Source organism: Gordonia sp. Swx-4 (assembly GCF_030316175.1).
GTDB classification, from domain to species: Bacteria; Actinomycetota; Actinomycetes; order Mycobacteriales; family Mycobacteriaceae; genus Gordonia; species Gordonia alkanivorans.
This window is the reverse complement of sequence record NZ_CP128197.1, coordinates 1,694,865-1,720,516: the sequence shown is the minus strand read 5'-3', so window position 1 is coordinate 1,720,516 and position 25,652 is coordinate 1,694,865. Positions and strand designations below refer to the sequence as shown.

The following is a 25,652-nucleotide window of genomic DNA, read 5'->3' as shown; positions in this document are numbered from 1 at the left end:
GCCATGACCAGCCATTTCACCCGGCCGTGTATGAGTAATCACACCGATGCGGCCGTCGCGGGGACGCGGTTGGCTGAACGACAGATGCAGCTCACCTCTTCAGAAAGCGGCCATGTACGCCACCATGAATCCCGTGTCCGGTCACCCCGACCCCGGTTTCCCCGATGACTTCGTCCCCGTGGACCCGCTCGTGTACGGCCCCGCCGATCCCGCTCTCCCCGCCGGCCGCACCCCCGGCATGCGCGAATCGGTGACGGCCTGGGTGTCGAACGGCCTCGCCTGGGTCTCCCTGTTCACCAGCGCGGTCCTGTTCTTCGTCGCGATCCTCGAGGCGCTGGGTGAGAACGACGCGGACGGCTGGGTGTTCGCGGCGATGGTCCTGTACGTGGTGGGCGTCGTCGCGACCGTCGGCGCGGTGGTCGGGCTGCTCGTCTCGTTTGTCAGACGTCTCGGCGCCGACGAGCTGCACCGGGCGGGGCCGATCGTCGATCTGGTGCTGCTCTCGATCGTCACGCTGATCAGCGTGGCGGGGTCGGCGTCTCCGCTGCTGTTCTTCCTGTAGCGAACTCGCGGATCGCCGGGCGCAGCGCGGCGAGCAGCGCGGACGCACCGATGGGGGCTCCCCGGCTCGCCAGCAGCGCGGCGTGGGCGTGGACGCGAGCCGCCCAGGCACCCGCCTCCTGAGGTGACCGGCCGGCGGCGAGCAGCGAGCCGGCGATCCCGGCGAGCACGTCGCCGGCGCCCGCGGTCGCGGCCCAGGACGATCCGGCGTCGTTGCCGGCGACCCTTCCCGACGGATCGGCGACCAGCGTGATCCGGCCCTTCAACAACACCGTGACACCCCACCGGGCGGCGAGGTCGGCGACCGCGGACACCCGATCGGCTCCCACCTCGGACCCGGTCAACCGCGCGAACTCACCCGCATGCGGGGTCAGGAGCGTCGGTGCCGCGCGACCGGCGACGAGTCCGGGTTCGTTCGAGACGATGGTGAGCGCATCGGCATCGACGAGGACCGGTAGATCGGAGTCGAGAACGGTACGCAGCAGCGCCGTCGCGGCGGCGTCGGTACCCATGCCCGGGCCCACCACCCACGCCTGGACCCGGCCGGCGTCGGCGAGGTCCGGCGCGGCGACCACCTCGGGGAAGTGCGACACCACCTCGGCGTGCGCCGAACCGACGTACCGGGTCATACCCGAGGTCGCGGTGACCGCGGCCCCGGAGGCCAGGATCGCCGCACCCGGGTAGCGGTGTGAGCCGGCGATGACCCCGACCACGCCCTGGGTGTACTTGTCGTCCGCGGGACCCGGTACGGGCCAGTCGATCTCGGCGTCGGAGTACGAGATGAGCTGTCGCACAGCTGGTTCGACGGGATCGCCGATGCCGATGTCGATGACGACCACCCGGCCGCACCGCGGTGCCGCGAGGAGGTGTGCGCGACGAGGGAAGCCGAAGGTGACGGTGACATCGGCACGGACCGACGGGGTGTGCACCTCGCCGGTGTCGGCGTCGACGCCGGACGGCAGATCGACTGCGACGACAATTGTCTCGGGATCGAGGCCGGCGAAGACCGCCGCGGCGGCGGGCCGCAACGGTCCCCGGCCACCGATGCCGACGACCCCGTCGATGACGGCGTCGAGCCCGGCGGGCAACGCGTCGTCGACACGACCGCCGGCCGCCCGGAACGCCCGCAGCCCGGCCGGGTGCGCCTTGTCGGCGGCGAGCAGCACAGCGTGAGCAGCCACTCCGCGACGGGCGAGTTCGGCGGCGGCGAAGAGGGCGTCACCACCGTTGTCGCCGGCGCCGACGACGACACCCACGGACCGGCCGTAACAACCGCCGGTCCGGTTCAGCTCGCCGACGACGGCCTGCGCGACCCCATGCGCGGCACGGCGCATCAGCGTCCCGTTGGCCAGCAGGTCTCCCGACGCCCGCTCGGCGTCGCGGACCTCGTCGGCGGTCAGGTACCGGGTCGGCATGGGTGCCGGTCTATTCGACGGTCACCGATTTGGCCAGGTTGCGCGGTTTGTCGACGTCGTAACCGCGGGCCTGGGCGACGCTCGCGGCGAACACCTGCAGCGGCACCGTGGAGACCAGCGGCTGCAGGAGCGTCGGCGTCTTCGGGATCGGGATGAATTCGTCGGCGACCGCGCGGGCGGCCGCGTCGTCGGCTTCGGCGATGACGATCGTGCGCGCACCGCGGGCCTGGATCTCGCGGATGTTGCTGACCATCTTCGAATGCAGCACCGCGCGACCCTCCGGGGACGGCATCACGGTGATGACCGGCAGGCCGTCCTCGATGAGAGCGATGGGGCCGTGCTTGAGTTCACCGGCGGCAAAGCCCTCGGCATGCATGTACGCGAGCTCCTTGAGCTTCAATGCACCTTCGAGTGCCACCGGGTAGCCGACGTGGCGACCGATGAACAGCACCGTGTTGTGGTGGGACAGCGACTGGGCGAGCTCGCGGACGGGCTCCATGGTCCCGAGAACCTCGGCGACCGAATCGGCCATGGCCTCGATGGCGGCGAACTCGCGGGCCACCTCGTCGGCGTACTTGGTGCCGCGCGCCTGTGCGAGAGCCAGACCGACCAGGTACGCCGCGACGATCTGCGCGAGGAAGCACTTGGTCGACGCGACGCCGATCTCCGGACCGGCGTGGGTGTAGAGCACCGCGTCGGATTCGCGCGGGATCTGCGCACCGTTGGTGTTGCAGATGGCCAGCACGCGGGCCTTCTGGTCCTTGGCGTGCCGGACGGCCTCGAGGGTGTCGGCGGTCTCGCCCGACTGGGAGATCGCCACGACCAGCGTCGACCGGTCGAGGACCGGGTCGCGGTAGCGGAACTCGCTGGCCAGCTCGATCTCGACCGGCAGCCGCGTCCAGTGCTCGATCGCGTACTTCGCCAGCAGACCGGCGTGGTACGCCGTGCCGCAGGCGACGACGAAGACCTTGTCGACGTCGCGCAGGTCGTCGTCGGTCAGCCGCTGCTCGTCGAGCACGATGCGCCCGTTCTGCAGGTGACCGAGCAGGGTGTCGGCGATCGCGCGCGGCTGCTCGGCGATCTCCTTCAGCATGAAGAAGTCGTAGCCGCCCTTCTCGGCCGCGGCGAGATCCCAGTCGATGTGGAACGGCTTGCCCGCGCGCTCGTTCCGGTCGAAGTCGGTGATCGTGTAGGTGTCGGCGGTGATGACGACGACCTCGTCCTGGCCCAGCTCGACGGCTTCGCGGGTGTGCTCGATGAACGCGGTCACGTCGGACCCGACGAACATCTCCCCCTGACCGACGCCCACCACGAGCGGGGTCGACCGGCGGGCGGCGACGATGGTGTCCGGATGGTCGGCGTGGGTGAACACGAGGGTGAACGCACCTTCGAGCCGCCGCAGCCCCGCGTAGGCACTCGCGACGAAGTCACCGGCGGTGGGACCGAAGGTGTAGTACTTCGAGACCAGGTGGACGGCGGTCTCGGTGTCGGTCTCCGACCCGAACTCGACGCCGTCCTGCTCCAGCTCGGCCCGCAGCTCAGCGTAGTTCTCGATGATGCCGTTGTGGACGACCGCGATCTTGCCGTCATCGCTGGCATGCGGATGCGCGTTGCGGTCGGTCGGCTTGCCGTGCGTGGCCCACCGCGTGTGGCCCATGCCCGTGGTCCCCGACAGCGACTCGCGGCCGACGGTCGCGATCTGCTTCTCCAGGTTCTCCATCCGGAGGGCCTTTTTCTGGATCGCGGTGTTACCGGCGCCGTCGAGGATGGCGACGCCGGCCGAGTCGTACCCGCGGTACTCCATCCGTCGCAAAGCCTCGACGACGATGTCCAGGGCATCGCGCCGCCCCACGTATCCGACGATTCCACACATAGCTAGTCAGCGTACCTGCGTGCTGACGGAACGACGCGCCCGCGCGGGGGAACGACGCGCCCGCGCGCTGACGAACGACGTGCCACCGTGCGGGGCGTCACTCCAGGGTCTTGGGGACCACGACATTCGGTGCCGCGGCGGGTACCGGAGACGCTGCTCGACGACGCTTGCGTTCCTTGGCGCCGAGCAGTTTGGCGATGCGGTCCTGCACCTCCGGCGGGTCGTCGAGGTCGACGGCCGGCACTTTGCCGAGAACGGTGTCGGGGTCGGAGAACGCCTGGTACTCGGCGTCCTGCGTGAGCGTGTGCAGCAGGAAACCGGTGGTCAGAGCACGCACGGCGGTGTGCGTCTTCTTGTCCGCGCCGTTGCTCCCCCACAGCGCACCGATCGTCCGGTGCTCGACGAGGCCGCGCGACGTCGCGCCGGGCGGCGTGCGCAGCACCACACGACGCTCGTCGTCCGAGGTGTGGTCGGCGCCGTACGCCTGGGCGAGCGGGAGTGCGTTGCCGTCGATCGTGTCGAGTTCGCCGATCGCGGAGACGATGAGACCGGGTGCGCTGACGCTACGTGCGGCGGGCAGGAGTCCGGCGGTGGTCGGCGCCGGGAACAGCGCGGCCACTCCTCGGACCTCCGGCTGCGGCTGACCGTGCAGGATGCCCTCCGACGCGGCGATGATCGCCGCCGACGCCCCGAACCCGTGACCGGCGAAACCCACCTTGGCCGGGTCGACGGTGATCTCACCGAAGCCCAGCCGGACCCGCGTCACGATCGACAGCGCCGAGCGCAGCTGAGCGGCCATCGCATCGTCGGAGACCAGTACGCCCCGCTGACCGGCCGGGATCGCCACCACGATGCCCCACGAGGCCAGGTGGTGGCACAGGTCGCGGTAGCGGCTCGGCGAGGACAGCCAGCCGTGGCCGAAGGCGATGGCGGGCAGTCGTTCCCCGCTCGCGGGGGTGAACACCTCACCGCGTGTACCGACGATCCCGAGATCGCCGCGCAGGACTCGGTGCGGCCCCCGACGGCCGAGCGCGGCCATCAGCTTCGCGGGCGGCTGCGATGGTTTCGAACGCTTCTTGCCTGGCACAGCAGACAGCCTATGCGTTCGGTGGCGGCAGATGCGGACTGGCGTCGGCCATGTCGGCGGGCAGCATGATGCCGGGCAGCGCATCGGCGGCGTCGGCCTCGTGCTCGAGTTGGGCACGCAGCCGGTCGGTCTCCGATTGCGCGGCGGTGCGCCGGTGTTCGGTCATCGCGAGGTCGAGATCTCGCTGAGCAGCGGAGAAACGGTGCGAGGCGTCGGCGACCTCGGCGGTGGCCGAGCGCGCGAGCGCCTCGATCTGGTCGGCGAGGCTCACTGGTCACCTGCCAGGGCCAGGTCACCCGCGGACCGCTCGGGCGTCGCGGCGGTGTCGGGATCGGTCGATGGGGTGCTGCCGCCGCGGGTGTCGGCGACGACGTGGGTCGGGGTCGGCGTTCCCCCGCCGGGACCGGCCGCCGGCCTCCCCTCGACGGCACCGGCTGCTTCCACTCCGGGGACGCTCTGCGCGACTTCGGTTTCCACGGCCGGCGAACCGCTCAGCTGGAACGGGATGTCTTGCTGCTCCTGTTCCTCCTGCTGCTCCCCGGATTCCGGCGCCGCCCGCACCGTCTCGGTCGGCACGGCAGGCGGCTCGGCCGGAACCGGTAGCGGACGGGCCGACTCGACCGGATAGGGGTCGTCGTCGATCCCGTCGAGGGACCGGTTGAGGATGTCGAGGATCCCGGCGATCCCGCGCAGCGTTGCGTCGACCGAGGTGGTGAACAGCTCGACACGCGACCGGATGTCCTCGACCGCGACGTCGAGCGGGACAAGCCCGGTCAACACGGCCTGAGGTAGCTCGGCCGGCGGTGTTCCCGCGGCGCTCGGCGCCGACAGCCGGGCGATCGCGAGGTAGAAGGTGCGGAGCAACCGGTCGATCCCCGATGCGGCCGCGGAGGTGGCGTCGGTGACGGTGTGCAGAAGGTAGAGGTCGGATTCCGCGCGCCGCTGATGGTCGACGACCGCGCCGATCGCGAGTGACGCGGACCTGCCGTGCCAGCCGTCGAGCCGAACCCGCTGTTCGGGCAGGTGATGCAGCTGTTCGGCGACGGCTCGGTGGGCTGAGACCAGAACCCGGCTGTCCGCCGACAGCGCGGTGATGTCGAAGTCGTCCACCGCTCGGAGGCCGGCACGGACCGAGGCGTCGTCGGGGACGGGTACGCCCATCAGCCGCCCGGCCGCGAGCAGCCCGGTCAGCGCCGCGGCGCCGTCCTGCGCGTCCGTCCGCAACGCGGTCAGGGAATCCTGGCCCCTCCTCATTGCGCGGCCACCCCGGAACCCGGTGTCGGACGCGCGATCTCGCTCGCGGCCCGCGCGTCACCGTCGGCCATGGCGATCGCGGAGTCGCGCAGGTTCTGCGCGAGCACGGCCGCGGCCTGCGACTGCGTCCGGAGGCGGGCGGACAGCGTGGCGCTCATCTCGGCGTAGGTCGCGGCGGACGGCCCCAGCGACGACGCCGCGCCGGGGCCGGCATCGGTGCGCGCCCACCGGCCGAAGTCGTGCGCGGCGAGGTCGTCGGCGACGGCGTTGAGGACCAACGACGAACGCCGGTAGTAGACCGAGACCGCGGACACCTGCTCGACGTCCATCGCGATCCGGTTCGGCTCGACGCCGCCCATCTGCTCACCCCCGTTCATCCCCTGCCCCCGATCCTCCCGGTCGCGGACGATGCCTGATCGTACCCATCCGGAGTGCCGTCGTCCCGGCCCGGCGACCTGCCAACTTGGACGCGCACGAGCCGATCTCGGTTCCATCCTTCCGGTAACCGGGATCGGCGTCCTTGGGATTTCCGACAACGACCCGGTCGGCGACACCTTCCCGTCGTCACATTCTTCACCGAGAGTGACACCGACCACACCGTCGGTGAAAGGACCATGCAATGAGTACGTCGGACGTCAACTTCGGACTCTGGTACGACTTCCGCAATCCGCCCGGGAACTCGCGCGGTTTCGGCGACTTCTACCGCGCAACACTCGACCAGATCACCTGGGCGGAGTCGATCGGGATCGACTCGGTCTGGCTGACCGAGCACCACTTCATGGAGGACGGTTACACGCCGTCGCCGTTCCTGCTCGCCTCCGCGATCGGCGATCGGACGACGACGATGAAGATCGGCACCAACCTCGTCGTGTCGCCGTTGCACAACCCCATCCGCCTCGCCGAGGACTCGGCCACGCTGTCCCTGCTGACCGGGGGACGATTCTCGCTCGGTGTCGGGCAGGGATACTGGGAACCGGAGTTCGAGGCTTTCGGACGGCGCCTGATCAACCGGCCGAGCCTGCTCGAGGAAGGCGTGGAGATCGTGCGTCGCTGCTGGTCCGGATCGGCCGAACCGTTCGACGGCAAACGCCTGCGCAAGCCCGCCCTGCCCGTCACTCCCACCCCGGAGACGACGCCCGACCTCCTGGTCGGTGCAATGGCCGACCCGGCCATCGAACGGGCCGCCCGCATCGGCGACGGCTTCCTCAGCACCCAGAACGCGCACCACGCTTCGTACCTGGACGCGCTCGAACGACTCGGCCGGTCCCGTGACGAGGGCCGGATCTTCGCCGGGCAGTGGACGATCATCGCCGACGATCCCGAACGGGAATGGTCGCGTATCGGCACCCACGCGCTCTACCAGATCAACAAGTACATCGAGATGGGCGCGTTCGGTCCCATCCCGCAGTTCACCGACCCCGGCCAGCTCGTCGACGCCGGCTCGTTCACCCTCTGGGAGCCGGCCACCGCCGTCGACGAGCTCACCGCGTTGCTGACCGCCACCCCGCAGATCGAGGACGTGCACTTCTGGGCGCAGCTGCCCGGTGAGTCCATCGACAGCGGCAGCGCTCGCATCGAGCTCCTCGCCGGCAAGGTCGTTCCGGAGGTCCGGGCCCGTCTGGCCGCGCGATCGTCCGTGGAGGTCCCTGCATGAACCACGGTCCGTCGGCCCACCCGCTGCTGATCACCGACTTCCTGTACCGGGCACGAGACATGTTCGCCGACAAGGAGATCGTCGATCACGTCGACGGCGCCGAGGTCCTCCGGTACACGTACCGGGACTATGCCGACCGGGTCCTGCGGCTCGCGTCGGCCCTCGTCGCGAGCGGCATCCGGCCGGGCGACCGGGTCGGCACGCTGGCCTGGAACCATCGGCGGCACCTGGAGCTGTACCTCGCGGTGCCGCTCGCCGGAGCGGTGCTGCACACGATCAACATCCGGCTCTCCCCCGACGAGATCGCCTACATCGTCGACCACGCCGACGATGCGATGATCTTCGCCGATCCCTCGCTGGATCACCTGCTGTCCACCGCCCGCGAACGCCGTCCGGGCATGCCGGTGATCCCGATCGACACCGACGACCAGGGCGCGCCGACGGGAACGACTCTCGACTCGATGGTCGCCTCGGCGGAAGCGATCGCGGCACCGGTCGCCCGCGCGGACGACGATCTGGCCGTCCTCTGCTACACGTCGGGTACGACGGGAGCGCCGAAGGGCGTTGGATATTCCCACAAGTCCCTGTACCTGCACACCATGGCGGCCTGCCTGGCCGACGGGCACGCGATCTCCGAACGCGACCGCGCCCTGCTGGTGGTCCCGATGTTCCACGCCAACGCGTGGGGAGTCCCGTTCGCGGCCTTGATGTCCGGGGCGTCGCAGATCCTGCCCGGACCACATCCCACACCCGCGCAGATCGCCGGCATCATCGCCGCCGAGCGGGTGACCTACACCGGGATGGTGCCGACGGTGGCGGTGGACCTGCTCGCCCACGCCCAGACCGCGGGTACCGACCTGAGCAGTCTCCGCGCGCTGGTCCTGGGCGGTTCGACGCCGACCCTCGGCCTGATCCGCGACCTCGAGGCACTCGGCATCCCGGTGTTCCAGGGCTGGGGCATGACCGAGATCTCGCCGATGGCGACGTTCTCCCGTCCCCCGGCATCCACCGACGACGACCCGGAACGCCGCTGGGCGTACATCCGGAAACAGGGGCGGCTCCTGCCGGGTCTGCAGTGGAAACTCGTCGACGAGGACGGCCGGGTCATGCCCCACGACGGGATCAGTCGCGGCGAGATCCTGATCCGTGGCCCGTGGGTCGCCACCGGCTACTACCGTGCCGATCATCCGGACAAGTTCGACGACGGCTGGTTGCGCACAGGCGACATCGGCGTCGTCGACGAACACGGTTACCTGACGATCGTCGACCGCACCAAGGACCTCATCAAGTCCGGTGGCGAGTGGATCAGCTCTGTCGCGCTGGAGGAGGCGCTGATCGAACACCCCGCCGTCCATCAGGCAGCGGTGGTCTCCGTTCCGCATCCGCGCTGGCAGGAGCGTCCTGTCGCGTACGTCGTCGGCGACGAGGGCCTCGACGTGGAGGCGGTGAAGGCCGAGCTCGCCGACCGCGTCCCGCGCTGGTGGGTGCCCGAATTGATCGTCGCCGTCGATGCCCTCCCGCGGACCAGCGTCGGAAAACTCGACAAACGGCGACTCCGCGAACAGGCGGCCGGTACACCCGACTTGTGGGAACCCACAACCGCCGCGGATTCTCCCGTTCCCGTGACGCACGCCGATTCCTAACGTCGACAGTGTGAAGTTCAGCCTGTTCTACGTGTTGGAGAGTCCGGACCGGGACTTTCGGCGGGCCTACGACGAGATGCTCTCGCAGGTCGAGATCGCCGAGCGTCTCGGCTTCGACGGGGTCTGGCTCGCCGAACACCACGGCAGCGCCTACGGTTCGATGCCGTCGCCGCAGGTCGCGGCGGCGGCCATCGCGGCCCGCACCTCCCGGATGCGCATCGGTATCGCGGTCAGCAATCTGACGCTCGCCTGGCCGGTCCGGATCGCCGAGGACTTCGCGATGGTCGACGTGATCTCCGGCGGCCGGCTCGACTTCGGTGTCGGACGCGGCTACCAGCCCCACGAGTTCCGTGCGATGGGTGTCGCCGACAAGCAGGACGTCAGCCGTGAGGTCTTCGACGAGGCGTTCCAGATCGTCACCGGACTGTGGACCAAAGCGGTCGGCGAGCCGTACACGTTCCACGGCAGGCACTTCCACATCGACAGCGTGGACTGCCGGCCGGCACCACTCCAGCAGCCGACGCCTCCGATCTATGTGGCGTCGATCAGCCCCGAGACGTTCGACCTGGTCGCCGACCACGGACACAACATGCTCGTGACGCCGACGCTGATGACCCTGCCCGAGCTGAACGGCTTCGTCGTCAACGCCAAGCGCACGCTGATGCACCGCGGCCGCGATCCCCTCTCCCTCGACTTCCCGATGAACTGGCAGATCCATCTCGCCGAGGACGACGAGCAGGCCGTCCGCCGGGCCCGGCCGAGTCTCGAGTGGTACTTCGACAACGTCATGTCCGCCGTGCCGCAGGGTGCCGCGACCCCGGCGGGCTACGAGCGCTACGCGGCCTTGGCGGAGGCCGCGGCCGAGGGCGCGATGTCGCTGACCGGCCTGCGCGAGGGCGGCATCTGTTACGTCGGCGACCCCGACGGACTCATCCGCGAGATCGAGATCCTGCGCGAGGAAACGGGTCTCGACCATCTCATCTGCTGGATGCGGTTCGGCGGGATGCCCCACGACGACGTCGTGCGGTCGATGGAGCTCCTCGCCGAGCACGTCATCCCGCGTTTCGCCGACGCCCCACCACTCGTCCCCCGTGCCCTTCGGCACGAGGAACCCACCCAGACCGACAAATATTTCGAAATCGAGTTCGACGATGAAGGAGAAGTCCATGAGCTATCTCGCGGTTGAGAACGATCGCCGGATCTACTTCGAGCACCACCGCGGGGACGCGCGTCCCATCGTGCTGATCCACGGCTGGGGCGCCAACACCCGCTGCTGGGACACCACCGCCCCCGCGCTCAAGGCCGCGGGTCACGAGGTCGTGCTCGTCGATCTGCGCGCATGTGGCCGCTCCGACAAGGACTTCGAAGACGTCTCGATCGCGGCCCTGGCCGAGGACATGGTCAAGGTGGTCGAGCATCTCGGCCTGACCTCTCCCGTCATCAACGGTTGGTCTCTCGGCGGAGCCGTCGCCACGGCCGCCGCGGCGTCCCTCGGCTCGCGTGCCGGCGGCCTGGTCCTGACCGGTGGTGCGTCGCCGCGCTACACCGCGACCGACGACTGGCCCTACGGCGGCTCCGCCGAAGACGTCGAGGGAGTCCTCGCCGGTGCCGCCGCCAACCGCGCCGACACCTTCCGCGGCGTGGCCGGCGCGGTGTGCGCGACTCCTCCGAGTTCCGATGTCCTGGATTGGATCTGGGGGATGTTCCTGGAGATGGGTCCGGCCGGGGACGACTCGCTGCGTGACCTCGCCCGTACCGACCTGCGCAAGGAGCTGGGCGGACTCGACATCCCGATCCTGCTCCTGCACGGCCGGGACGACGCCTTCGTCCCGTTCGCCGGGGCCGAGGCCGTCCTCGAACTCAACTCCCGTGCTCGTCTCGTCCCGTTCGACGCCTGCGGTCATGCCCCGTTCCTCGAGGACCGGGACCGCTACCTCGCCGAACTGACCGGTTTCCTGAAGTCATGAGCGCCCAACCCCGGGTCTGGATCGTCACCGGCGGGTCGCGCGGCATCGGCCGGGCCGTCGTCGAGACCCTCACGGCCCGAGGCGATTCCGTCGTTTCCCTGGCGCGCGGCGTGGCGACCACGCCGTTCACCAGGCCGACACAGGTCCTGGAGCTGAAGACCGACATCACCGACTCCTCGTCGGTGGCCCGCGCACTGGCCACCGTCAAGGAGGAGTACGGCGGCGCCCACGGCCTGATCAACGTCGCCGGCGTGCACCGCGGTGGACGGGTCGACGATCTGAGTCGCGAGGACTGGGATCTTGTGCTGACCACCAACCTCACCGGCGCCTTCGAGATGTGCAAGGCCACGGTCCCGATCCTCGAACCGGGTTCGTCGATCGTGAATGTCGGTGCGGTGGTCGGCTTTCGGGGATTCCCGGGCGACGTCGCCTACGGCTCGGCGAAGGCCGGTCTCAGCGGTCTGACGCAGGTCCTCGCCGCGGAACTCGCCCCGCGCGACATCCGGGTCAACCTGGTCATCCCCGGTTTTGTGGATACCGACATGACCTCCGGACTCAGCGACCGGGCTCGGGCACGCATCGTCTCGTCCATCCCCGCCGGGCGGACCGGCCGGCCGGAGGAGATCGCGCAGGTCATCGTCGATGTCGCACTGTCCACCTACATGTACGGCGCGATCGTGCCCGTCGACGGTGGACTGATGAACACCTTCAGCGGCGGCGGCCGGTGACGTGGGGCCGGGCCGCCTCGGCCCGGTTGTGACAACCCACAAGAGGCGCGAAACACGAGGGTGACTCACGCCACACCAACCCATAACGTCGTTGTTGCACACAGTTTCTCGCCTTCCTCGGAGGGTGACGGTCAGAAGGAGGCCAATCGGTGTCAACCAGTACAGCGAGCGTCAGCACGGAGCAGCAGAACAAGGCTCTGGTCGCGGAGTTCATGGAGGTGTTCTCCCGCGGCGACGTGGACGCCATCCTGTCCTTCCTGGCGCCGACGGCCACCTGGTGGGTGGGCGGAGAGATCGACGGTATCTCCGGAACCAAGAACAAAGAGGAATTCGGCGCAATGCTGGCCGGCCTCTCCGCCACCACCAAGACCGGCGCCATCGCGCTCACCCCGCTCGCCTTCACCGCCGAGGGAGAACGCGTGGCGGTCGAGACCGAGTCGTACTCGGAGATGAACAACGGCAAGGTCTACAACAACCTCTACCACTTCGTCTTCGTGGTCCGCGACGGAAAGATCCACGAGGTCAAGGAGTTCCTGGACACCGAGCACACCCGCGCGGTCTTCCTCGGCTGAGAACTCCTCCTCGGAGTTCCCAACACCCCCGTCCCCTGATTCTCCAATCCCCTCAATCTCCAACCCAACTGAACCAAGGAGTCAATGCAATGGATGTCGGCGTACTTCTCGTCTTCCAGAACTACCACGAGAACGTGAGCGACGAAGAGGTCTTCCTGCGCGACCTCGAGCTCGGCGTACTGGCCGAGAAGGCCGGTTTCGACTCGGTCTGGTCGGCGGAGCACCACTTCGACGACTACTCGATGTGCCCGGACAACTTCGCGATCCTGTCCTACCTCGCCGGCCGCACCTCGAAGGTCAAGCTCGGCATCGGCGCTACCATCCTGCCGTGGAACGATCCGCTGCGCGTCGTGGAGAAGGCCATCATGCTGGACCAGATGTCCGGTGGCCGTGTGCTTCTCGGCATGGGCCGCGGCCTGGCGAAGATGGAGTACGAGGCCTTCGGCATCCCGATGGACGAGGCCCGCCCGCGCTTCAACGAAGCCGCCGAGATGGTGCTGCGCGGCCTCCGCACGGGCGTCGTGTCCGGCGACGGCCCGATGTACCCGCAGAAGGAGATCGCGCTGCGACCGGCCCCGAACCCGAACACCTCATGGGACGGTCGGCTTTTCGCCGCGGCGATGTCGCCCGACTCGGTTCCGGTGGTCGCCGACCTCGGCGTCCAGATGATGACCTTCATGCAGTTCCCGTTCGAGCAGCACGCCGAGGCCATCAACGGCTGGAAGCAGATGTTCCGCGACGCCCAGGGCGTCGAGCCCGGCCCGCCGGTCATCCAGGACTTCGTCATCTGTCACGAGGACGAAGAGGAAGCCCGCCGACTGGCCTACGAGCACATCAACCGCTACTTCCTGTCGGTCATCAAGCACTACGACTTCGCCGGCAAGCACTGGCGTGAGACCAAGGGCTACGAGACCTACCAGGCGGGTGCGGACATGATCCGCGAGGCCGGCATGGAGGCCGCGGCCGATGCCTACGTCGAGGCGAACATCTACGGCACGCCCGAACAGTGTGTCGAGAAGTACGCCTACCGCCACGAGCTCATCGGCGACTTCCTCCCCAACGCGGCCTTCGCCTTCGGCGGTCTGCCCTTCGACGAGGCCGAGAAGAGCCTGAAGCTCTTCGGCGAGAAGGTCGTCCCCGAGGTCCACAAGATGAAGGCCAAGGCGCCCGCGGCGGTCTGATCCGCCGAACGACATCGCTGCGGCGCCGGCCCCTTCCCCGGCGCCGCAGCGACTCCAACCCCCAGATCATGCAGGAGGATCGGTGAACGAAACCGTTCTCGACCAGGTGGCCCTCGAGTTCCGTGAGGTCATGGCCAAGGTCTGCACGCCCGTCGCGGTCATCACGGCCTTCGACGACCAGCGACCGCACGGCACCACGGTCAGCGCGTTCACGTCGCTGTCGATGGGACCGCCGATGATCCTGGTCTCCCTCGACCGCGGCTCCGACCTCCTCGCGATCATCCGCCGCACCGGACGATTCGGTGTGAACGTGCTCGCCCACGATCAGGCCGACGTCGCGATGCGGTTCGCCCGCAAGGGCGCCGACAAGTTCGACGGGGTCGATTGGTCGGACTCCGCGCAGCTCCCCCGCCTCGACGGTGCCGCAGGCTGGCTGGGCTGCACCACCGCATCCCTGGTCGACGGCGGCGATCATGTTGTCGCACTGGGCAACATCGTCGAGACCGGCGTCACCTCCACCGCACCCCTCACCTACCACGACCGGGTGTTCGGCACCCACCGAGCATTCGAGGTCGCCCGATGAACACGACGCCCCTCCCCCAGGATCCCGACGCCCCGACGCCCATCGCGACGGAGGCGTCGACCCAGGCCGTCGCCCGCGCGGTCGCGGCCGTTGCCGCAGGCGGTTTCGTCGTCGTGGTCGACGACGACGACCGCGAGAACGAGGGCGACCTCATCTGCTCGGCGTCGTCGATCACCGACGAACAGATGGCGTTCCTGATCCGCCACACCACCGGCATCATCTGTGCCCCCATGACCGCCGACCGAGCCCGCCGGCTCGAGCTGCCGCAGATGGTCGAGGACAACCGGGACGCGCACGGCACCGCCTTCACCGTCACCGTGGACCACAAGGACGCCGGCACCGGGGTCTCCGCGCACGACCGAGCCCTGACCGTCCGGGCCCTCGCCTCCGACGGCACCGCGGCCGGCGAACTGCGTCGCCCCGGACACGTCTTCCCGCTGCAGGCGCGTGACGGCGGGGTCCTCACCCGCGCCGGTCACACCGAGGCCGCCGTCGACCTGGTCACCCTGGCCGGTGCCGGCGAGGTCGGGGTCATCGGTGAGATCATCGCCGACGACGGGTCGATGCGGCGTGGCGACGACCTCCTCGCGTTCGCCGAACATCACGGACTGCCCGTGCTGCGGATCGCCGACCTCGTGGCCCACCGGACCGCCGCCGGTTCGTTCGTCCACCAGATGGCCACCGCCGCGATGCCGACCCTGTTCGGCGACTTCCGCGCGGTCGCCTACCGCTCGGACATCGACGACACCGAACACCTCGCCCTCGTCATGGGCGACGTGGCCGCCGCCGGGGCCACCGCCGAGGGCGCGCTGGTCCGCGTGCACAGCGAATGCCTGACCGGCGACATCGTCGGGTCGCTGCGCTGCGACTGCGGAGCGCAACTCGAGCAGGCGCTGTCGGCCATCGCGGCGGAGGGCTGCGGAGCGGTCGTCTACCTGCGCGGACACGAGGGCCGCGGGATCGGACTCGGTCACAAGATCCGCGCCTATGCACTCCAGGAGCAGGGCCTCGACACCGTCGACGCCAACACCGCACTCGGACTCCCGGTGGATTCGCGCACCTACGGCACCGGCGCCGCGATCCTGAAAGACCTGGGCATCCGCCGCGTCCGCCTGATCACCAACAACCCCGCGAAGTACGGCGGACTCGGTGGCCACGACCTCGACATCGTCGGGCGCGTCGGCCTGCCGACCGTCTCCACCCCCCACAACGTCCGGTACCTCCGCACCAAGAAGGAGCGGATGGGCCACGTGCTGTCGGGCGACACCGTCGTGCGAGAGGCGCCGACCGGGACGACAGGTGCATGAATCACCTCACACGACATTGCTACTGTGAGGTTCATCATGATCTGTCGGTGAGGAGGCCGTGCCGATGACATCCATCGCGGAGCGAGGAGTCGATACCGGTCTCGACTCCGAGGGCGGGTCGGCACGTGCCACCGGCCGCGAACGCGATGTCATCGCGGCCTTCGCCGAGATCACCACCGAGGCCATCACCGACACCAAGCTCGAGGATCTCCTCAGCCTGGTGGGCCAGAAGCTCTGCGCACTCCTCGGCGTCACCCGCTGCTCGGTGTACCTGCGGCACGCCAACGGCAGCTATCGCGGTGCGGCGGGCTTCTGCGAGGACGCCGGCGACATCACCGAGGCCGTGAAGAGGCAGATCTCCGGCTTCGACGGCGACCTCTTCAGCCAGGAGGTCATCAACACCCGCGCGCCCGTCGTCATCGCCGACGCCCTCAACGACCCGCGTCCCCACCGCCGGACGATGACGCACTGGGACGTCCGCGCGATGCTCGGCGTCCCGCTCACCTTCGACGGCGCGGTGATCGGGCTGATCTTCGTCGACAGCCGCGGCCGCGAACACGAGTTCACCCCCGAGGACATCGAGGTGGCCGAACTGTTCGCCCGCCTCTCTGCCCTGTTCATCAGCCAGGCGATGCTCAACACCCGCCTGCGTGGTCAGGCCGCCGAGATCGCGCGCAACAACGCCACCCTGGCCTACCTCGCCGACGTCCACCACCGCCTGACCAGCGCGGTGCTCGAGGGCGCCAACATCCACCGCGTCGTCGAACTCCTGTCGGAGCTGTCGGCCAAGCCTGTGGTTCTCTACAACAACTCGTTCGACGTGCTCGCCTGGGCCGCGCCGGAGGCGCTCAAGCTGACCGCTCCCCCGGTGATGAGCGAGAAGGTGCGGGCCACCACCTCGGTGCGCCAGGCTCTCGCCGAACTGTCCGTCAGTACCCCGTCGGCGATCGTCCCCGCGCAGCTCGCGGTCGGGCTCGGTCGCCGGCATCTCATGTGCCGCCTGGTGATCGAGGGCAGGCAGACCGGTTTCCTCGGCATTGTCGAGGTGGGCCGCAGCCTCGAGGCCCTCGACGCGAACATCGCCGAACGCGGCGCGACCGTCCTGGCGCTGCAGATGCTCTCCGAGCGCCGGCAGATCGAGACCGAGGGTCAGGCGCGCGACGACTATCTGTCGGACCTGCTGCGCAACAGCCGCGACAAGGAACACCTGGTCCGGCGTGGCCCGCAGTTCGGCATCGACCTCACCAATCCCCATGTCCTGGTTCGGTTCACCGTGGACGACGCGACCGACCGGCTGACCGCGTCGGCGATCCAGTCGCTGGTCACCCGTACCTTCGCCTCGGTCATGTCCATCTCGCCGCCGCCGGCCGTCCGGCTGCCCGGGGCGGTCATCGTGATGGTCCGCCTGGAGTCCGACGACCTCGACGAGGTCGGGAGCGTCCGCGACCACGTGTCGACGATCCGCGAGCGGCTCTCCGGTGACCTCTCTCTCGGCGCGACCCTCATCTCCGGGATCTGCCGTACCCCCGCCGACTATCCGCACGCCCATCGCGACCTTCGCGAGATGGGTTCGGTGGCAAAGTCGTTCGGGTGGGACGAGCGGGTGATGACGCTCGACGAGCTCGGCCTGTTCCGGGTGATCGTGTCCAGCGGTCACGTCAAGGAGGCCCTGCACTTCGCGCACTCCTTCGTCGCACCCGTCCGACAACACGACGACGGCACGCTCCTCGCCACGTGGCGGGCCTTCGTGGCCGCCGACGGCAAGGTCCAGGCCACCGCGACGGCACTGGACGTCCACGAGAACACCATCCGGTACCGCCTCGGACGGATCAAGGAGATCGCACGACGCGATCCGACGTCGCTGGACTGCCTGCTGTCGGCGAAGATGGCCTTCCAGGTTCTCGACCTCGCAGGTCAGTGACCTGCGAGGACACCCATTGGAGATTCCTCCAACGGGCTCGCACGACGACGGTTCTCCCCGGGGCGGACACGCCATAGGTTCATCTCATGGCCCGCAGCACGATCCCCGACCGCCCCGCCCCCGATCAGATCCGGGTCGACACCGAGGAGATCCCGGTGGACACCGCGGCACTCGCGGTGTGGATGGACGACGAGGGCCTGCCCGGTGGGGACGGCATCGACCTCCGGCCGCTGCACGGCGGGACCCAGAACATCATGGTGATCGTCAGCCGCGGCGGACGGGACTACGTGCTCCGGCGCGGTCCCCGACACCTGCGCCCGCAATCGAACGCCGCGATCGCACGCGAGATGACGCTGCTGTCCGCGCTGAGCTCCACCGACGTCGCACACCCCCGGTTCGTCGCCGGCACCACCGACACCGACGTTCTGGGGGCCACCTTCTTCCTGATGGAGCCCGTGCAGGGGTTCAACGCGGCCGACAGCCTGCCGGCCGCCTACGCCGCGACCGCCGAGGGACGCGAGGCGATGGGTTACGCCCTCGTCGACGCGCTCGCCGGGCTGGCGGCCGTCGACCACTCCGCCATCGGCCTCGACGACTTCGGCAAACCGGACGGCTTCCTCGAACGGCAGGTGCCGCGGTGGCTCGCCGAACACGAACGGTACGCCGCCACACCGGGATACCCGGGCGGGACGTTCCCCGACCTCGACCGGATCGCCGGCTGGCTCGACGACCACCGCCCCGCTGATTTCCGGCCCGGTCTGCTGCACGGCGACTACCACGTGGCCAACGTCCTCTACGATCACCGCACCCCCGACGTCGCGGCCATCGTCGACTGGGAGATGGCGACGGTCGGCGACCCACTGCTCGATCTCGGTGTGTTGCTGGCCATCTGGCCCGATGACCCGCGGCAGCCGGACCTCTACGAGAGCGCGCTCGGCCAGGCCGGCGATCTACCGAACCGATCCGCGGTCATCGCCCGCTATGCCGAGCGCTCCGAGAGGAACCTCGACGCGCTCGACTGGTACACCGTTCTCGCGAGTTTCAAGCTCGGCATCATCCTCGAGGGCACCTATGCCCGCTCCTGCGACGGCAAGGCACCCCGCAAGGTCGGCGAGCGACTGCATCGCTACGCCGACGGCCTCTTCGTGCGCGCCCGCGAGATCATCGCCGGCTCCTGACACAGCCTCTCCCCCGGATCGAACCACGATCCCCTTCTCGTCAGACCCCCACAGAAACGGAGCACACCACCATGGCCTGGGATTTCTCCACGGAACCCGACTTCCAGAAGAAGCTCGACTGGATGAAGGACTTCGTCCGCACCGAGGTCTTCCCGCTCGAGACCCTCGACCTCGACTGGGACCAGCTGCGCAAGGCGATCGCCCCGCTGCAGGAAGAGGTCAAGGCCAACGACCTGTGGGCCGCCCACCTCGATCCCGAACTCGGCGGACAGGGATACGGCCAGGTGAAGCTCGGCCTGATGCAGGAGATCCTGGGTTCCACCCCGTACGGACCGCTTGTGTTCGGTTGCCAGGCACCGGATTCCGGGAACTGCGAGATCCTTGCCGCGGTCGGCACCGACGAGCAGCGGAAGCGGTGGCTCGAGCCGCTGCTCGCCGGCGAGTACTACTCGTCGTTCGCGCTGACCGAACCCGACAACGCCGGCGCCGATCCCACCAACCTCACGACCACCGCGGTCCGGGACGGGGACGAGTGGGTTCTCAACGGCCACAAGTGGTTCATCAGCAACGCGGCCACCGCCGACTTCATGATCGTCGTCGCTGTCACCGATCCCGACGCCGAACGCCACCGTCGCACATCGCAGTTCATCATCCCCATCGACGCCCCGGGTCTCGACGTGGTCCGCGACATCGGTTCGGTCGAGAACCCCCGCCCGCGCCCGTACACCTACGGCTCGCACTGCGAGGTCGTGTTGCGCGATGTCCGGGTCGACGACTCGGCACTGCTGGGCAACCGGGGCGACGGCTTCCTGATCGCGCAGAAGCGCCTGGGCCCCGGCCGAATTCACCACTGCATGCGCTGGATCGGCCAGGCGAGCCGCGCCTTCGACATGATGTGCGAACGCGCCACCTACCGGTACGCCCACGGATCGGTCCTCGCCGACAAGCAGACGGTCCGCAACTTCATCGCCGACTCCGCGGCCGAGATCCAGGCCCTGCGACTCATGACTCTGCACGCGGCCTGGCGCATCGACGAGGAGGGCACGGCGGCCGCCCGCAAGGACATCGCGCTCATCAAGTTCTTCGGCGCCAAGATCCTGCACGACGTCATCGACCGCGCGCTCCAGGTGCACGGCTCACTCGGGTACAGCGCGGACCTGCCGCTGGAGTCGATGTACCGGGCCGCCCGCGCCGCCCGCCTCTACGACGGCCCCGACGAGGTCCACCGCGACAGCGTCGCCCGCCAGTATCTGAAGGGGTACTCGCGGCCGGCCGACGACCGCCCCACCGAGCACATCCCCACCCGCCGCGCGGCCGCACAGCGTCGGTTCGCCGACCTCCTTGCCGAGCAGCCCTGACACCAGCCGCATTCACCCGTCCCGTCCCCTCACCAGAAAGCGAACACACATGTCTCTCAACGGAAAAACCGCGATCGTCACCGGCGCGGCACAGGGCATCGGTCAGGCCACCGCCATCCGCCTCGCAGCCGACGGCGCCCACGTCGTCGCCGCCGACATCCAGGACTGTGAGGTCACCCTCAAGGAGATCGCCGAAGCGGGCGGCTCCGCAGAAGCGATTCGTCTTGACGTCCGCGTAGCCGATGACTGGTCGGCCGCCGTGGAGCAGATCACCGCCTCCCGCGGGTCGATCGACTGCCTGGCCAACGTCGCCGGCGTCGTCAACATGATCAGCGAGGACACCGTCGTCGGCCTCACCGAGGAAGCGTGGGATCACGTCGTCGGCACCGACCTCAAGGGTGTGTGGCTCGGCATGCGGGCGGTCATCCCGGGCATGATCGCGGGCGGCGGCGGCCGCATCGTGAACATCTCGTCGATGGCCGCGCTGCGGGGTCTGCCGAACCTGGCGTCGTACTCGGCGGCCAAGGGCGGCGTCGTGGGTCTCACCAAGCAGGCGGCCTACGAGTACGGACCGCAGAACATCCTGATCAACGCCATTGCGCCGGGCACCATCGACACCCCGATCCTGGCCGACATCACCGAGGAGATGCGGCAGGCGAATGCCAACGCCCACATCGTGCGTCGGCTCGGCCGTCCGTCGGAGATCGCGTCGATGGTCGCCTACCTCATGCGTGAGGGCGACTTCCTGACCGGCGAGATCTACCCGGTCGACGGCGGCTGGGCCGCCAAGGGGAACTTCTGAGAGGAGATCTCAGGCGCGCAGTTCGATGCCGTGAGCCGTCACGGCATCGAGCAGCGCGGTCGGGCGATCGGCCGACGGCACGTCGTGCACCAACGCGAAGGAACATCCGAGCGTACGGGCACCGCCGTCGGCCTTGTCGCTGTCCCCGACCATCAGCACGTCGCCGGCCGGCACACCGATCGGGTCGAGTGCGGCGCGGAAGATGCGCGGGTCGGGTTTGATCGCGCCGACCTCATAGGAGAGCGCGTAGGCGTCGACGAGGTGGTCGATGCCGTGCAGCGCAAGGACTTTGCGCAGATCGAAGGCGATGTTGCTGACGATGCCGATCGGGATCCCGGCGCCGGCCAGGCGCGTCAGCACCTCGACGGTGTCGGCGAAGGGCACCCACGAGTCCGGGTCGAGGACCCGGTCGTAGAGCGCGTTGGCGTGACCGGCATTGCTCAAGCCGACCGTACGCAGCAGGGCAAGATACCCGACCCGATGCAGTTCCGGGTCGAGATCCCTTCGCTCCCAGGCAGTTCGGTCGTCGCCCTCGACACCTTCGGGCAGGCCGACCGGCGCAACCATCCGGCGGATGATGTCTGCCTGGCGTTCCGGGGTGAACGACTCACCGGCGTCGTCGAGGAGATCGACGAACCAGTCGTCGCGCGCCTCGAAGCGGAACAGGGTGCCGGAGAAGTCGAAGAGGACCGCCCGCGCCGTGTTCGTCTCACCCGGGGTCATGCGCCGGCAGCCGCGACGACGTCGGCGAGGCCACGGGCGACCGCGCCCGCCTGCTCCGCCGTGCCGGCCTCCACCATGACGCGAACAAGTTGCTCGGTTCCCGAGGGACGCAACAGAACCCGACCGGAGTCTCCCAGTTCGGCCTCGGCGTCGACCACCGCCTGCTTGACCGTCTGCGACTCCGCGACCGCATGCTTGTCGGCGACGCGGACGTTGATGAGCTCCTGCGGCAGCACCGTCACGATGCCGGCGAGGTCGGCCAGACGCGACGACGTGGCCGCCATGCGGGCCATGATCATCAGGCCGGTGAGGATGCCGTCACCGGTGGTTCCCGAACCCGGGACCACGATGTGGCCGGACTGCTCGCCACCGAGGGAATACCCGCCACGACGCAGTTCCTCGACCACATAGCGGTCGCCGACAGCGGTCGTGCGCACCGTGATCCCCGCCTCGCGCATCGCGATGTGCAGACCGAGGTTGCTCATCACGGTGGCGACGAGGACGTTCTCGTGCAGACGCCCCTTGTCGGCGAGCGACGTCGCCAGGATCGCCATGATGGCGTCGCCGTCGACGATCTGACCGGTGGAATCCACTGCCAGACAACGGTCGGCGTCGCCGTCGTGCGCGAGACCGAGATCGGCGCCGTGCTCGAGGACGGCCGCCTGCAGCTTGTCCATGTGGGTCGAACCGCAGTCGGCGTTGATGTTCAGACCGTCGGGATCGGCGTGGATCGTGATGACGTTGGCACCTGCGTCGGCGTAGGCCAGCGGCGCGAGTTGCGACGCGGCACCGTGTGCGCAGTCGACGACCACCGTCAGACCGTCGAGACGCTCGTCGATGGCCTGCGCCAGGTGACGGCGGTAGCGGTCCCCGGCGTCCGGTGCATCGAGGACGCGACCGACCGCGGCACCGATGGGCCGGACGAAATCGTCGTCCATCGCCGCTTCGATGCGGTCCTCGATCTCGTCGTCGAGCTTGTGCCCGCCGGCGGAGAAGAACTTGATGCCGTTGTCCGGCATGGGATTGTGCGACGCGGAGATCATCACGCCGAAGTCGGCGCGGTAGTCCGCGGTGAGGAACGCGACCGCCGGGGTGGGCACGGTGCCGACGCGGATGGCGTCGACGCCGGTCGCGGCGAGTCCCGCACACACGGCGGCTTCCAGCATCTCGCCGGAAGCACGCGGGTCACGACCCACCACCGCACGCGGACGGCGTGTGGCAACCGAATCATCCGGGCCGCTCGCTTCGCTCCCGGCGCCGGTGGAAATGTCTGAGAAAACGACCGCGGCGGCCGAGGCCAGGCGCAACGCGAGCTCGGGAGTGAGCTCGGCGTTGGCCAGGCCTCGGACGCCGTCGGTACCGAAAAGGCGTGCCAAGATCAGCGCTTGGAGTACTGCGACGCCTTGCGGGCCTTCTTCAGGCCGTACTTCTTGCGCTCGACCGCACGCGGGTCACGGGTGAGGAATCCGGCCTTCTTGAGGGCGGGACGATCATCCGGGGTGACCTCGATGAGGGCACGGGCGATGGCCAGACGCAGCGCGCCGGCCTGGCCCGAGGGGCCGCCACCGACGAGCTTGGCGAAGATGTCGAACGACTCGGTGCGCTCGACGAGAACCAGCGGAGCCTTGATCAGCTGCTGGTGCACCTTGTTGGGGAAGTACTCCTCCAAGGAGCGGCCGTTGAGCTTGAACTCACCGGTGCCCGGCATCAGGCGAACGCGGACGACGGCTTCCTTGCGGCGGCCGACGGTCTGGATCGGGCGGTCGATCACGATCGGCTCGCGGGCCTCTTCGACGGCCGGAGCGGCGTCGTAGTCATCGGCTGCAGCCTCGACGGCCTCCACTGCCTCCACGGCCTCGATGACCTCGACAGCTTCTTCGACGGCCTCGACGGCCTCGTTGATGTTCTCGTTGGTCACTGGGCCACCTGCTTGATCTCGAAGGGGACGGGGCGCTGGGCCGCGTGCGGATGATTCGGGCCTGCGTAGACCTTCAGCTTCGAGGCCATGGCGCGACCGAGCTTGTTCGAAGGCAGCATGCCCTTGATGGCCTTCTCGATGACGCGCTCGGGGAAGGTCTCGAGCAGCTCAGCGGTGGTGCGGGACTTCAGGCCACCGGGATGCCCCGAGTGGGTGTAGTTCAGCTTGCGCTCGGCCTTGTTGCTGGTCAGCGCAACCTTCTCCGCGTTGATGATGATGACGAAGTCACCACCGTCCATGTGCGGGGCGTAGGTCGGCTTGTGCTTGCCGCGGAGCAGGTTCGCGCTCTGCACGGCCAGCCGGCCGAGCACCACGTCGGTGGCGTCGATGACGTGCCACGTACGCGTGATGTCACCGGCCTTCGGGGTGTAGGTAGGCACAGTTGGTCCTCAACTCTTGTCTTTAGGGTGCTGGTCGGGCGCATGGCGGAGGTTGTTCCCGGCGACCAGTGGGGACCCGGGCCTCTTCTGCCCGTACACACGCGTGTGTGACAGGCGCCGAGCACCAGCGATCCAGGTTACGCGACCGTGCAGGTCAGGGTCAAAACGCCCACCCAGGTCACTCCACCCGTACCGAGCGAACGGCTCGCGCGCACTCGTCGTCGACCGACTCGGCGGTCGTCCCGGCCTGACATCCGATGGACACCTGCAGACCGTCGTCGACGATGACGTACCAGCGGATGGCGCTGCCCGAGGCAGGTGCCTCGCGATAGCTGATGACATCGCGTCCGGCGTACTGCGTGTCCGCGGAGAACTCCGTGACGACGTCGTCGCCCCGCTGCCCGATCCGGTTGCGGAGGCTGCTCGCGACCGATTGCGGGGTCGACCCGTCCCGCAGTTCGGTCAGCACCGCGATGATCCGCCCGCCGTCGGCCTCGGAGACGAAGACCGCGCGCCTCGTGGTCGGGTCGTCGGTGGCGTCGCTGGGCGTGTCCTGCCCGCTCTGCCGCCAGTCCCCGGGAACCGACAGCGTGGCGCGGCCGACGGCGACCTCGGAGTGCGCGGGTGCCGGGTCGTCCCGCTGCCACCAGCCGACCGCGAATGCGCCGGCCACGACCAGTACCGCCGCGGCCGCCGCACCGGCCAGCACCCGGCGACTGCGCCGCGTCGACACGCCCGCCGCCGGTTCCGCCGGATCGCCGGCCACCGGCACGGCGTCGTCCGCGGCACCGCCGGTCCGCCCGCCCAGACGGACGACGAGGTCGCGGTCCACCGGCACGACCCGGCCCGCGATCGCGTGCGCGGCGACCAGGTCGATCGCCGCCGACACCTCGACCGGGTCGTCGCCGTCGACGAAAACGGCCTCGACCGCGTCGTCGATGATCGCGAGTCCGTCGGCCTCCTGGTCCCCCTGCTCGATCAGCCCGGAGCGTTCGAGAAGCCAGCCCTCGGGGTGGCGTCGCACGATCTGTACGTCCCACGCCGCGGGCCGCGGACGGGCAGGATCGGCGGGCGGTTCCGGGATGTGGGTGGTCTCCACCACGGCACAGCGCTGCACGGTGATGTCGGCGTGGCTGCGCGCGATGAGGACCGCGCGCGGAAGAGACGTCAGCAGTGTCTCCCCCGCCCTCCCGCCGCCGACATCGGCCAGCGAGGACGCGCGTCGCGGTCCCCAGGTGCTCGGGTGCCCGACGATGAGCGGGCGATCGGGGTCGGCCGCGATCCCCAGGTCGGCGAAGGCCATCTGCCACGCCTGCCGCAGATGACGCCGACGGCCGTCGGCCACGACCGTCATCTGGTCGACGGCGTCCAGGAGCGGTCGCAGGTCGATCCCGGGATCCCGGATGCCGGTGGCGGGTTCGAAGATGCGGGGCCGGCCGTACGCGAGGTCGACGACCGTGCCACGACCCGGGTTCACCCCGCTCACG

At 69.2% G+C, this 25,652-nt stretch carries 25 protein-coding genes; 14 read left to right on the top strand and 11 right to left on the bottom strand.

Going from position 1 to position 25,652, the window contains the following annotated elements; genetic code table 11:
- Window positions 1–112 precede the first annotated feature (112 nt).
- Window positions 113–562 (top strand): hypothetical protein, encoded by a 450-nt coding sequence (locus tag PWF70_RS07910; protein WP_006360711.1) that lies wholly within the window; start codon window positions 113–115, stop codon window positions 560–562.
- Here the strand turns inward: PWF70_RS07910 and PWF70_RS07905 are convergent.
- The 6 genes from PWF70_RS07905 to PWF70_RS07880 form a co-directional block, all read right to left on the bottom strand.
- Window positions 519–1,976 carry a bifunctional ADP-dependent NAD(P)H-hydrate dehydratase/NAD(P)H-hydrate epimerase gene (locus PWF70_RS07905; RefSeq protein WP_035750547.1) on the bottom strand — a complete coding sequence of 486 codons (1,458 nt, stop codon included), beginning with the start codon at window positions 1,974–1,976 and terminating at the stop codon, window positions 519–521. The two genes, PWF70_RS07910 and PWF70_RS07905, sit on opposite strands and share 44 nt — an antisense overlap.
- Window positions 1,977–1,986: 10 nt before the next feature.
- Window positions 1,987–3,849 carry a glutamine--fructose-6-phosphate transaminase (isomerizing) gene (glmS, locus tag PWF70_RS07900; RefSeq protein WP_006357761.1) on the bottom strand — a complete coding sequence of 621 codons (1,863 nt, stop codon included), beginning with the start codon at window positions 3,847–3,849 and terminating at the stop codon, window positions 1,987–1,989.
- Window positions 3,850–3,946: 97 nt separating this feature from the next.
- Complete coding sequence (locus PWF70_RS07895) at window positions 3,947–4,936, bottom strand: dienelactone hydrolase family protein (RefSeq protein WP_006357760.1); 990 nt, start codon at window positions 4,934–4,936, stop codon at window positions 3,947–3,949.
- 10 nt (window positions 4,937–4,946) lie between these two features.
- Complete coding sequence (locus PWF70_RS07890; RefSeq protein ID WP_006357759.1) at window positions 4,947–5,207, bottom strand: hypothetical protein; 261 nt, start codon at window positions 5,205–5,207, stop codon at window positions 4,947–4,949.
- Entirely contained in the window at window positions 5,204–6,190 is a 987-nt protein-coding gene (locus PWF70_RS07885) for a hypothetical protein (RefSeq protein WP_006357758.1), read from the bottom strand. The genes PWF70_RS07890 and PWF70_RS07885 overlap by 4 nt, the downstream gene beginning before the upstream one ends.
- Window positions 6,187–6,549, bottom strand: a complete 363-nt coding sequence (locus tag PWF70_RS07880) for a hypothetical protein (protein ID WP_006357757.1) — start codon at window positions 6,547–6,549, stop codon at window positions 6,187–6,189. Before PWF70_RS07880 ends, PWF70_RS07885 begins: the two co-directional genes overlap by 4 nt.
- Before the next feature lie 260 nt (window positions 6,550–6,809).
- Here PWF70_RS07880 and PWF70_RS07875 point away from each other — a divergent pair, with 260 nt between their 5' ends.
- The 13 genes from PWF70_RS07875 (at window position 6,810) to PWF70_RS07815 (ending at window position 21,084) form a co-directional block, all read left to right on the top strand.
- Window positions 6,810–7,844, top strand: coding sequence for an LLM class flavin-dependent oxidoreductase (locus tag PWF70_RS07875; protein WP_006357756.1), 1,035 nt, complete (start codon window positions 6,810–6,812; stop codon window positions 7,842–7,844).
- Entirely contained in the window at window positions 7,841–9,487 is a 1,647-nt protein-coding gene (locus tag PWF70_RS07870; protein WP_006357755.1) for a long-chain fatty acid--CoA ligase, read from the top strand. Before PWF70_RS07875 ends, PWF70_RS07870 begins: the two co-directional genes overlap by 4 nt.
- Window positions 9,488–9,497: 10 nt before the next feature.
- Window positions 9,498–10,673, top strand: coding sequence for an LLM class flavin-dependent oxidoreductase (locus PWF70_RS07865; RefSeq protein ID WP_006357754.1), 1,176 nt, complete (start codon window positions 9,498–9,500; stop codon window positions 10,671–10,673).
- Window positions 10,654–11,454 carry an alpha/beta fold hydrolase gene (locus tag PWF70_RS07860; protein WP_035750542.1) on the top strand — a complete coding sequence of 267 codons (801 nt, stop codon included), beginning with the start codon at window positions 10,654–10,656 and terminating at the stop codon, window positions 11,452–11,454. Before PWF70_RS07865 ends, PWF70_RS07860 begins: the two co-directional genes overlap by 20 nt.
- Window positions 11,451–12,182 (top strand): SDR family NAD(P)-dependent oxidoreductase, encoded by a 732-nt coding sequence (locus PWF70_RS07855; RefSeq protein WP_006357752.1) that lies wholly within the window; start codon window positions 11,451–11,453, stop codon window positions 12,180–12,182. The genes PWF70_RS07860 and PWF70_RS07855 overlap by 4 nt, the downstream gene beginning before the upstream one ends.
- A 149-nt stretch (window positions 12,183–12,331) precedes the next feature.
- Complete coding sequence (locus tag PWF70_RS07850; RefSeq protein ID WP_005195822.1) at window positions 12,332–12,754, top strand: nuclear transport factor 2 family protein; 423 nt, start codon at window positions 12,332–12,334, stop codon at window positions 12,752–12,754.
- Window positions 12,755–12,843: 89 nt separating this feature from the next.
- Window positions 12,844–13,935 carry an LLM class flavin-dependent oxidoreductase gene (locus tag PWF70_RS07845; protein WP_006357751.1) on the top strand — a complete coding sequence of 364 codons (1,092 nt, stop codon included), beginning with the start codon at window positions 12,844–12,846 and terminating at the stop codon, window positions 13,933–13,935.
- An 82-nt stretch (window positions 13,936–14,017) separates the two neighbouring features.
- On the top strand, window positions 14,018–14,518 hold the full coding sequence (locus PWF70_RS07840) for a flavin reductase family protein (protein ID WP_006357750.1): 501 nt from the start codon (window positions 14,018–14,020) through the stop codon (window positions 14,516–14,518).
- Window positions 14,515–15,825 (top strand): bifunctional 3,4-dihydroxy-2-butanone-4-phosphate synthase/GTP cyclohydrolase II, encoded by a 1,311-nt coding sequence (locus tag PWF70_RS07835; RefSeq protein ID WP_006357749.1) that lies wholly within the window; start codon window positions 14,515–14,517, stop codon window positions 15,823–15,825. The genes PWF70_RS07840 and PWF70_RS07835 overlap by 4 nt, the downstream gene beginning before the upstream one ends.
- 64 nt (window positions 15,826–15,889) lie before the next feature.
- Entirely contained in the window at window positions 15,890–17,746 is a 1,857-nt protein-coding gene (locus tag PWF70_RS07830) for a GAF domain-containing protein (protein ID WP_035750539.1), read from the top strand.
- A gap of 86 nt (window positions 17,747–17,832) precedes the next feature.
- Window positions 17,833–18,924 (top strand): phosphotransferase family protein, encoded by a 1,092-nt coding sequence (locus tag PWF70_RS07825; RefSeq protein ID WP_006357747.1) that lies wholly within the window; start codon window positions 17,833–17,835, stop codon window positions 18,922–18,924.
- 71 nt (window positions 18,925–18,995) lie between these two features.
- Complete coding sequence (locus tag PWF70_RS07820; protein ID WP_006357746.1) at window positions 18,996–20,282, top strand: acyl-CoA dehydrogenase family protein; 1,287 nt, start codon at window positions 18,996–18,998, stop codon at window positions 20,280–20,282.
- Window positions 20,283–20,331: 49 nt separating this feature from the next.
- Window positions 20,332–21,084 (top strand): SDR family NAD(P)-dependent oxidoreductase, encoded by a 753-nt coding sequence (locus PWF70_RS07815; protein WP_006357745.1) that lies wholly within the window; start codon window positions 20,332–20,334, stop codon window positions 21,082–21,084.
- Window positions 21,085–21,093: 9 nt separating this feature from the next.
- Here PWF70_RS07815 and PWF70_RS07810 read toward each other — a convergent pair whose 3' ends face one another.
- The 5 genes from PWF70_RS07810 to PWF70_RS07790 all read right to left on the bottom strand — a co-directional run bounded on the left by PWF70_RS07810 (window position 21,094) and on the right by PWF70_RS07790 (window position 25,651).
- Window positions 21,094–21,807, bottom strand: a complete 714-nt coding sequence (locus PWF70_RS07810; protein ID WP_006357744.1) for an HAD family hydrolase — start codon at window positions 21,805–21,807, stop codon at window positions 21,094–21,096.
- On the bottom strand, window positions 21,804–23,183 hold the full coding sequence (gene glmM / locus PWF70_RS07805) for a phosphoglucosamine mutase (RefSeq protein ID WP_006357743.1): 1,380 nt from the start codon (window positions 23,181–23,183) through the stop codon (window positions 21,804–21,806). The genes PWF70_RS07810 and glmM overlap by 4 nt, the downstream gene beginning before the upstream one ends.
- Window positions 23,184–23,185: 2 nt before the next feature.
- Window positions 23,186–23,725 (bottom strand): 30S ribosomal protein S9, encoded by a 540-nt coding sequence (gene rpsI / locus PWF70_RS07800; RefSeq protein WP_006357742.1) that lies wholly within the window; start codon window positions 23,723–23,725, stop codon window positions 23,186–23,188.
- On the bottom strand, window positions 23,722–24,165 hold the full coding sequence (gene rplM / locus PWF70_RS07795) for a 50S ribosomal protein L13 (RefSeq protein WP_035750536.1): 444 nt from the start codon (window positions 24,163–24,165) through the stop codon (window positions 23,722–23,724). The genes rpsI and rplM overlap by 4 nt, the downstream gene beginning before the upstream one ends.
- A 178-nt stretch (window positions 24,166–24,343) precedes the next feature.
- Entirely contained in the window at window positions 24,344–25,651 is a 1,308-nt protein-coding gene (locus PWF70_RS07790) for a type VII secretion-associated protein (RefSeq protein ID WP_035750533.1), read from the bottom strand.
- Window position 25,652: the final 1 nt, after the last annotated feature.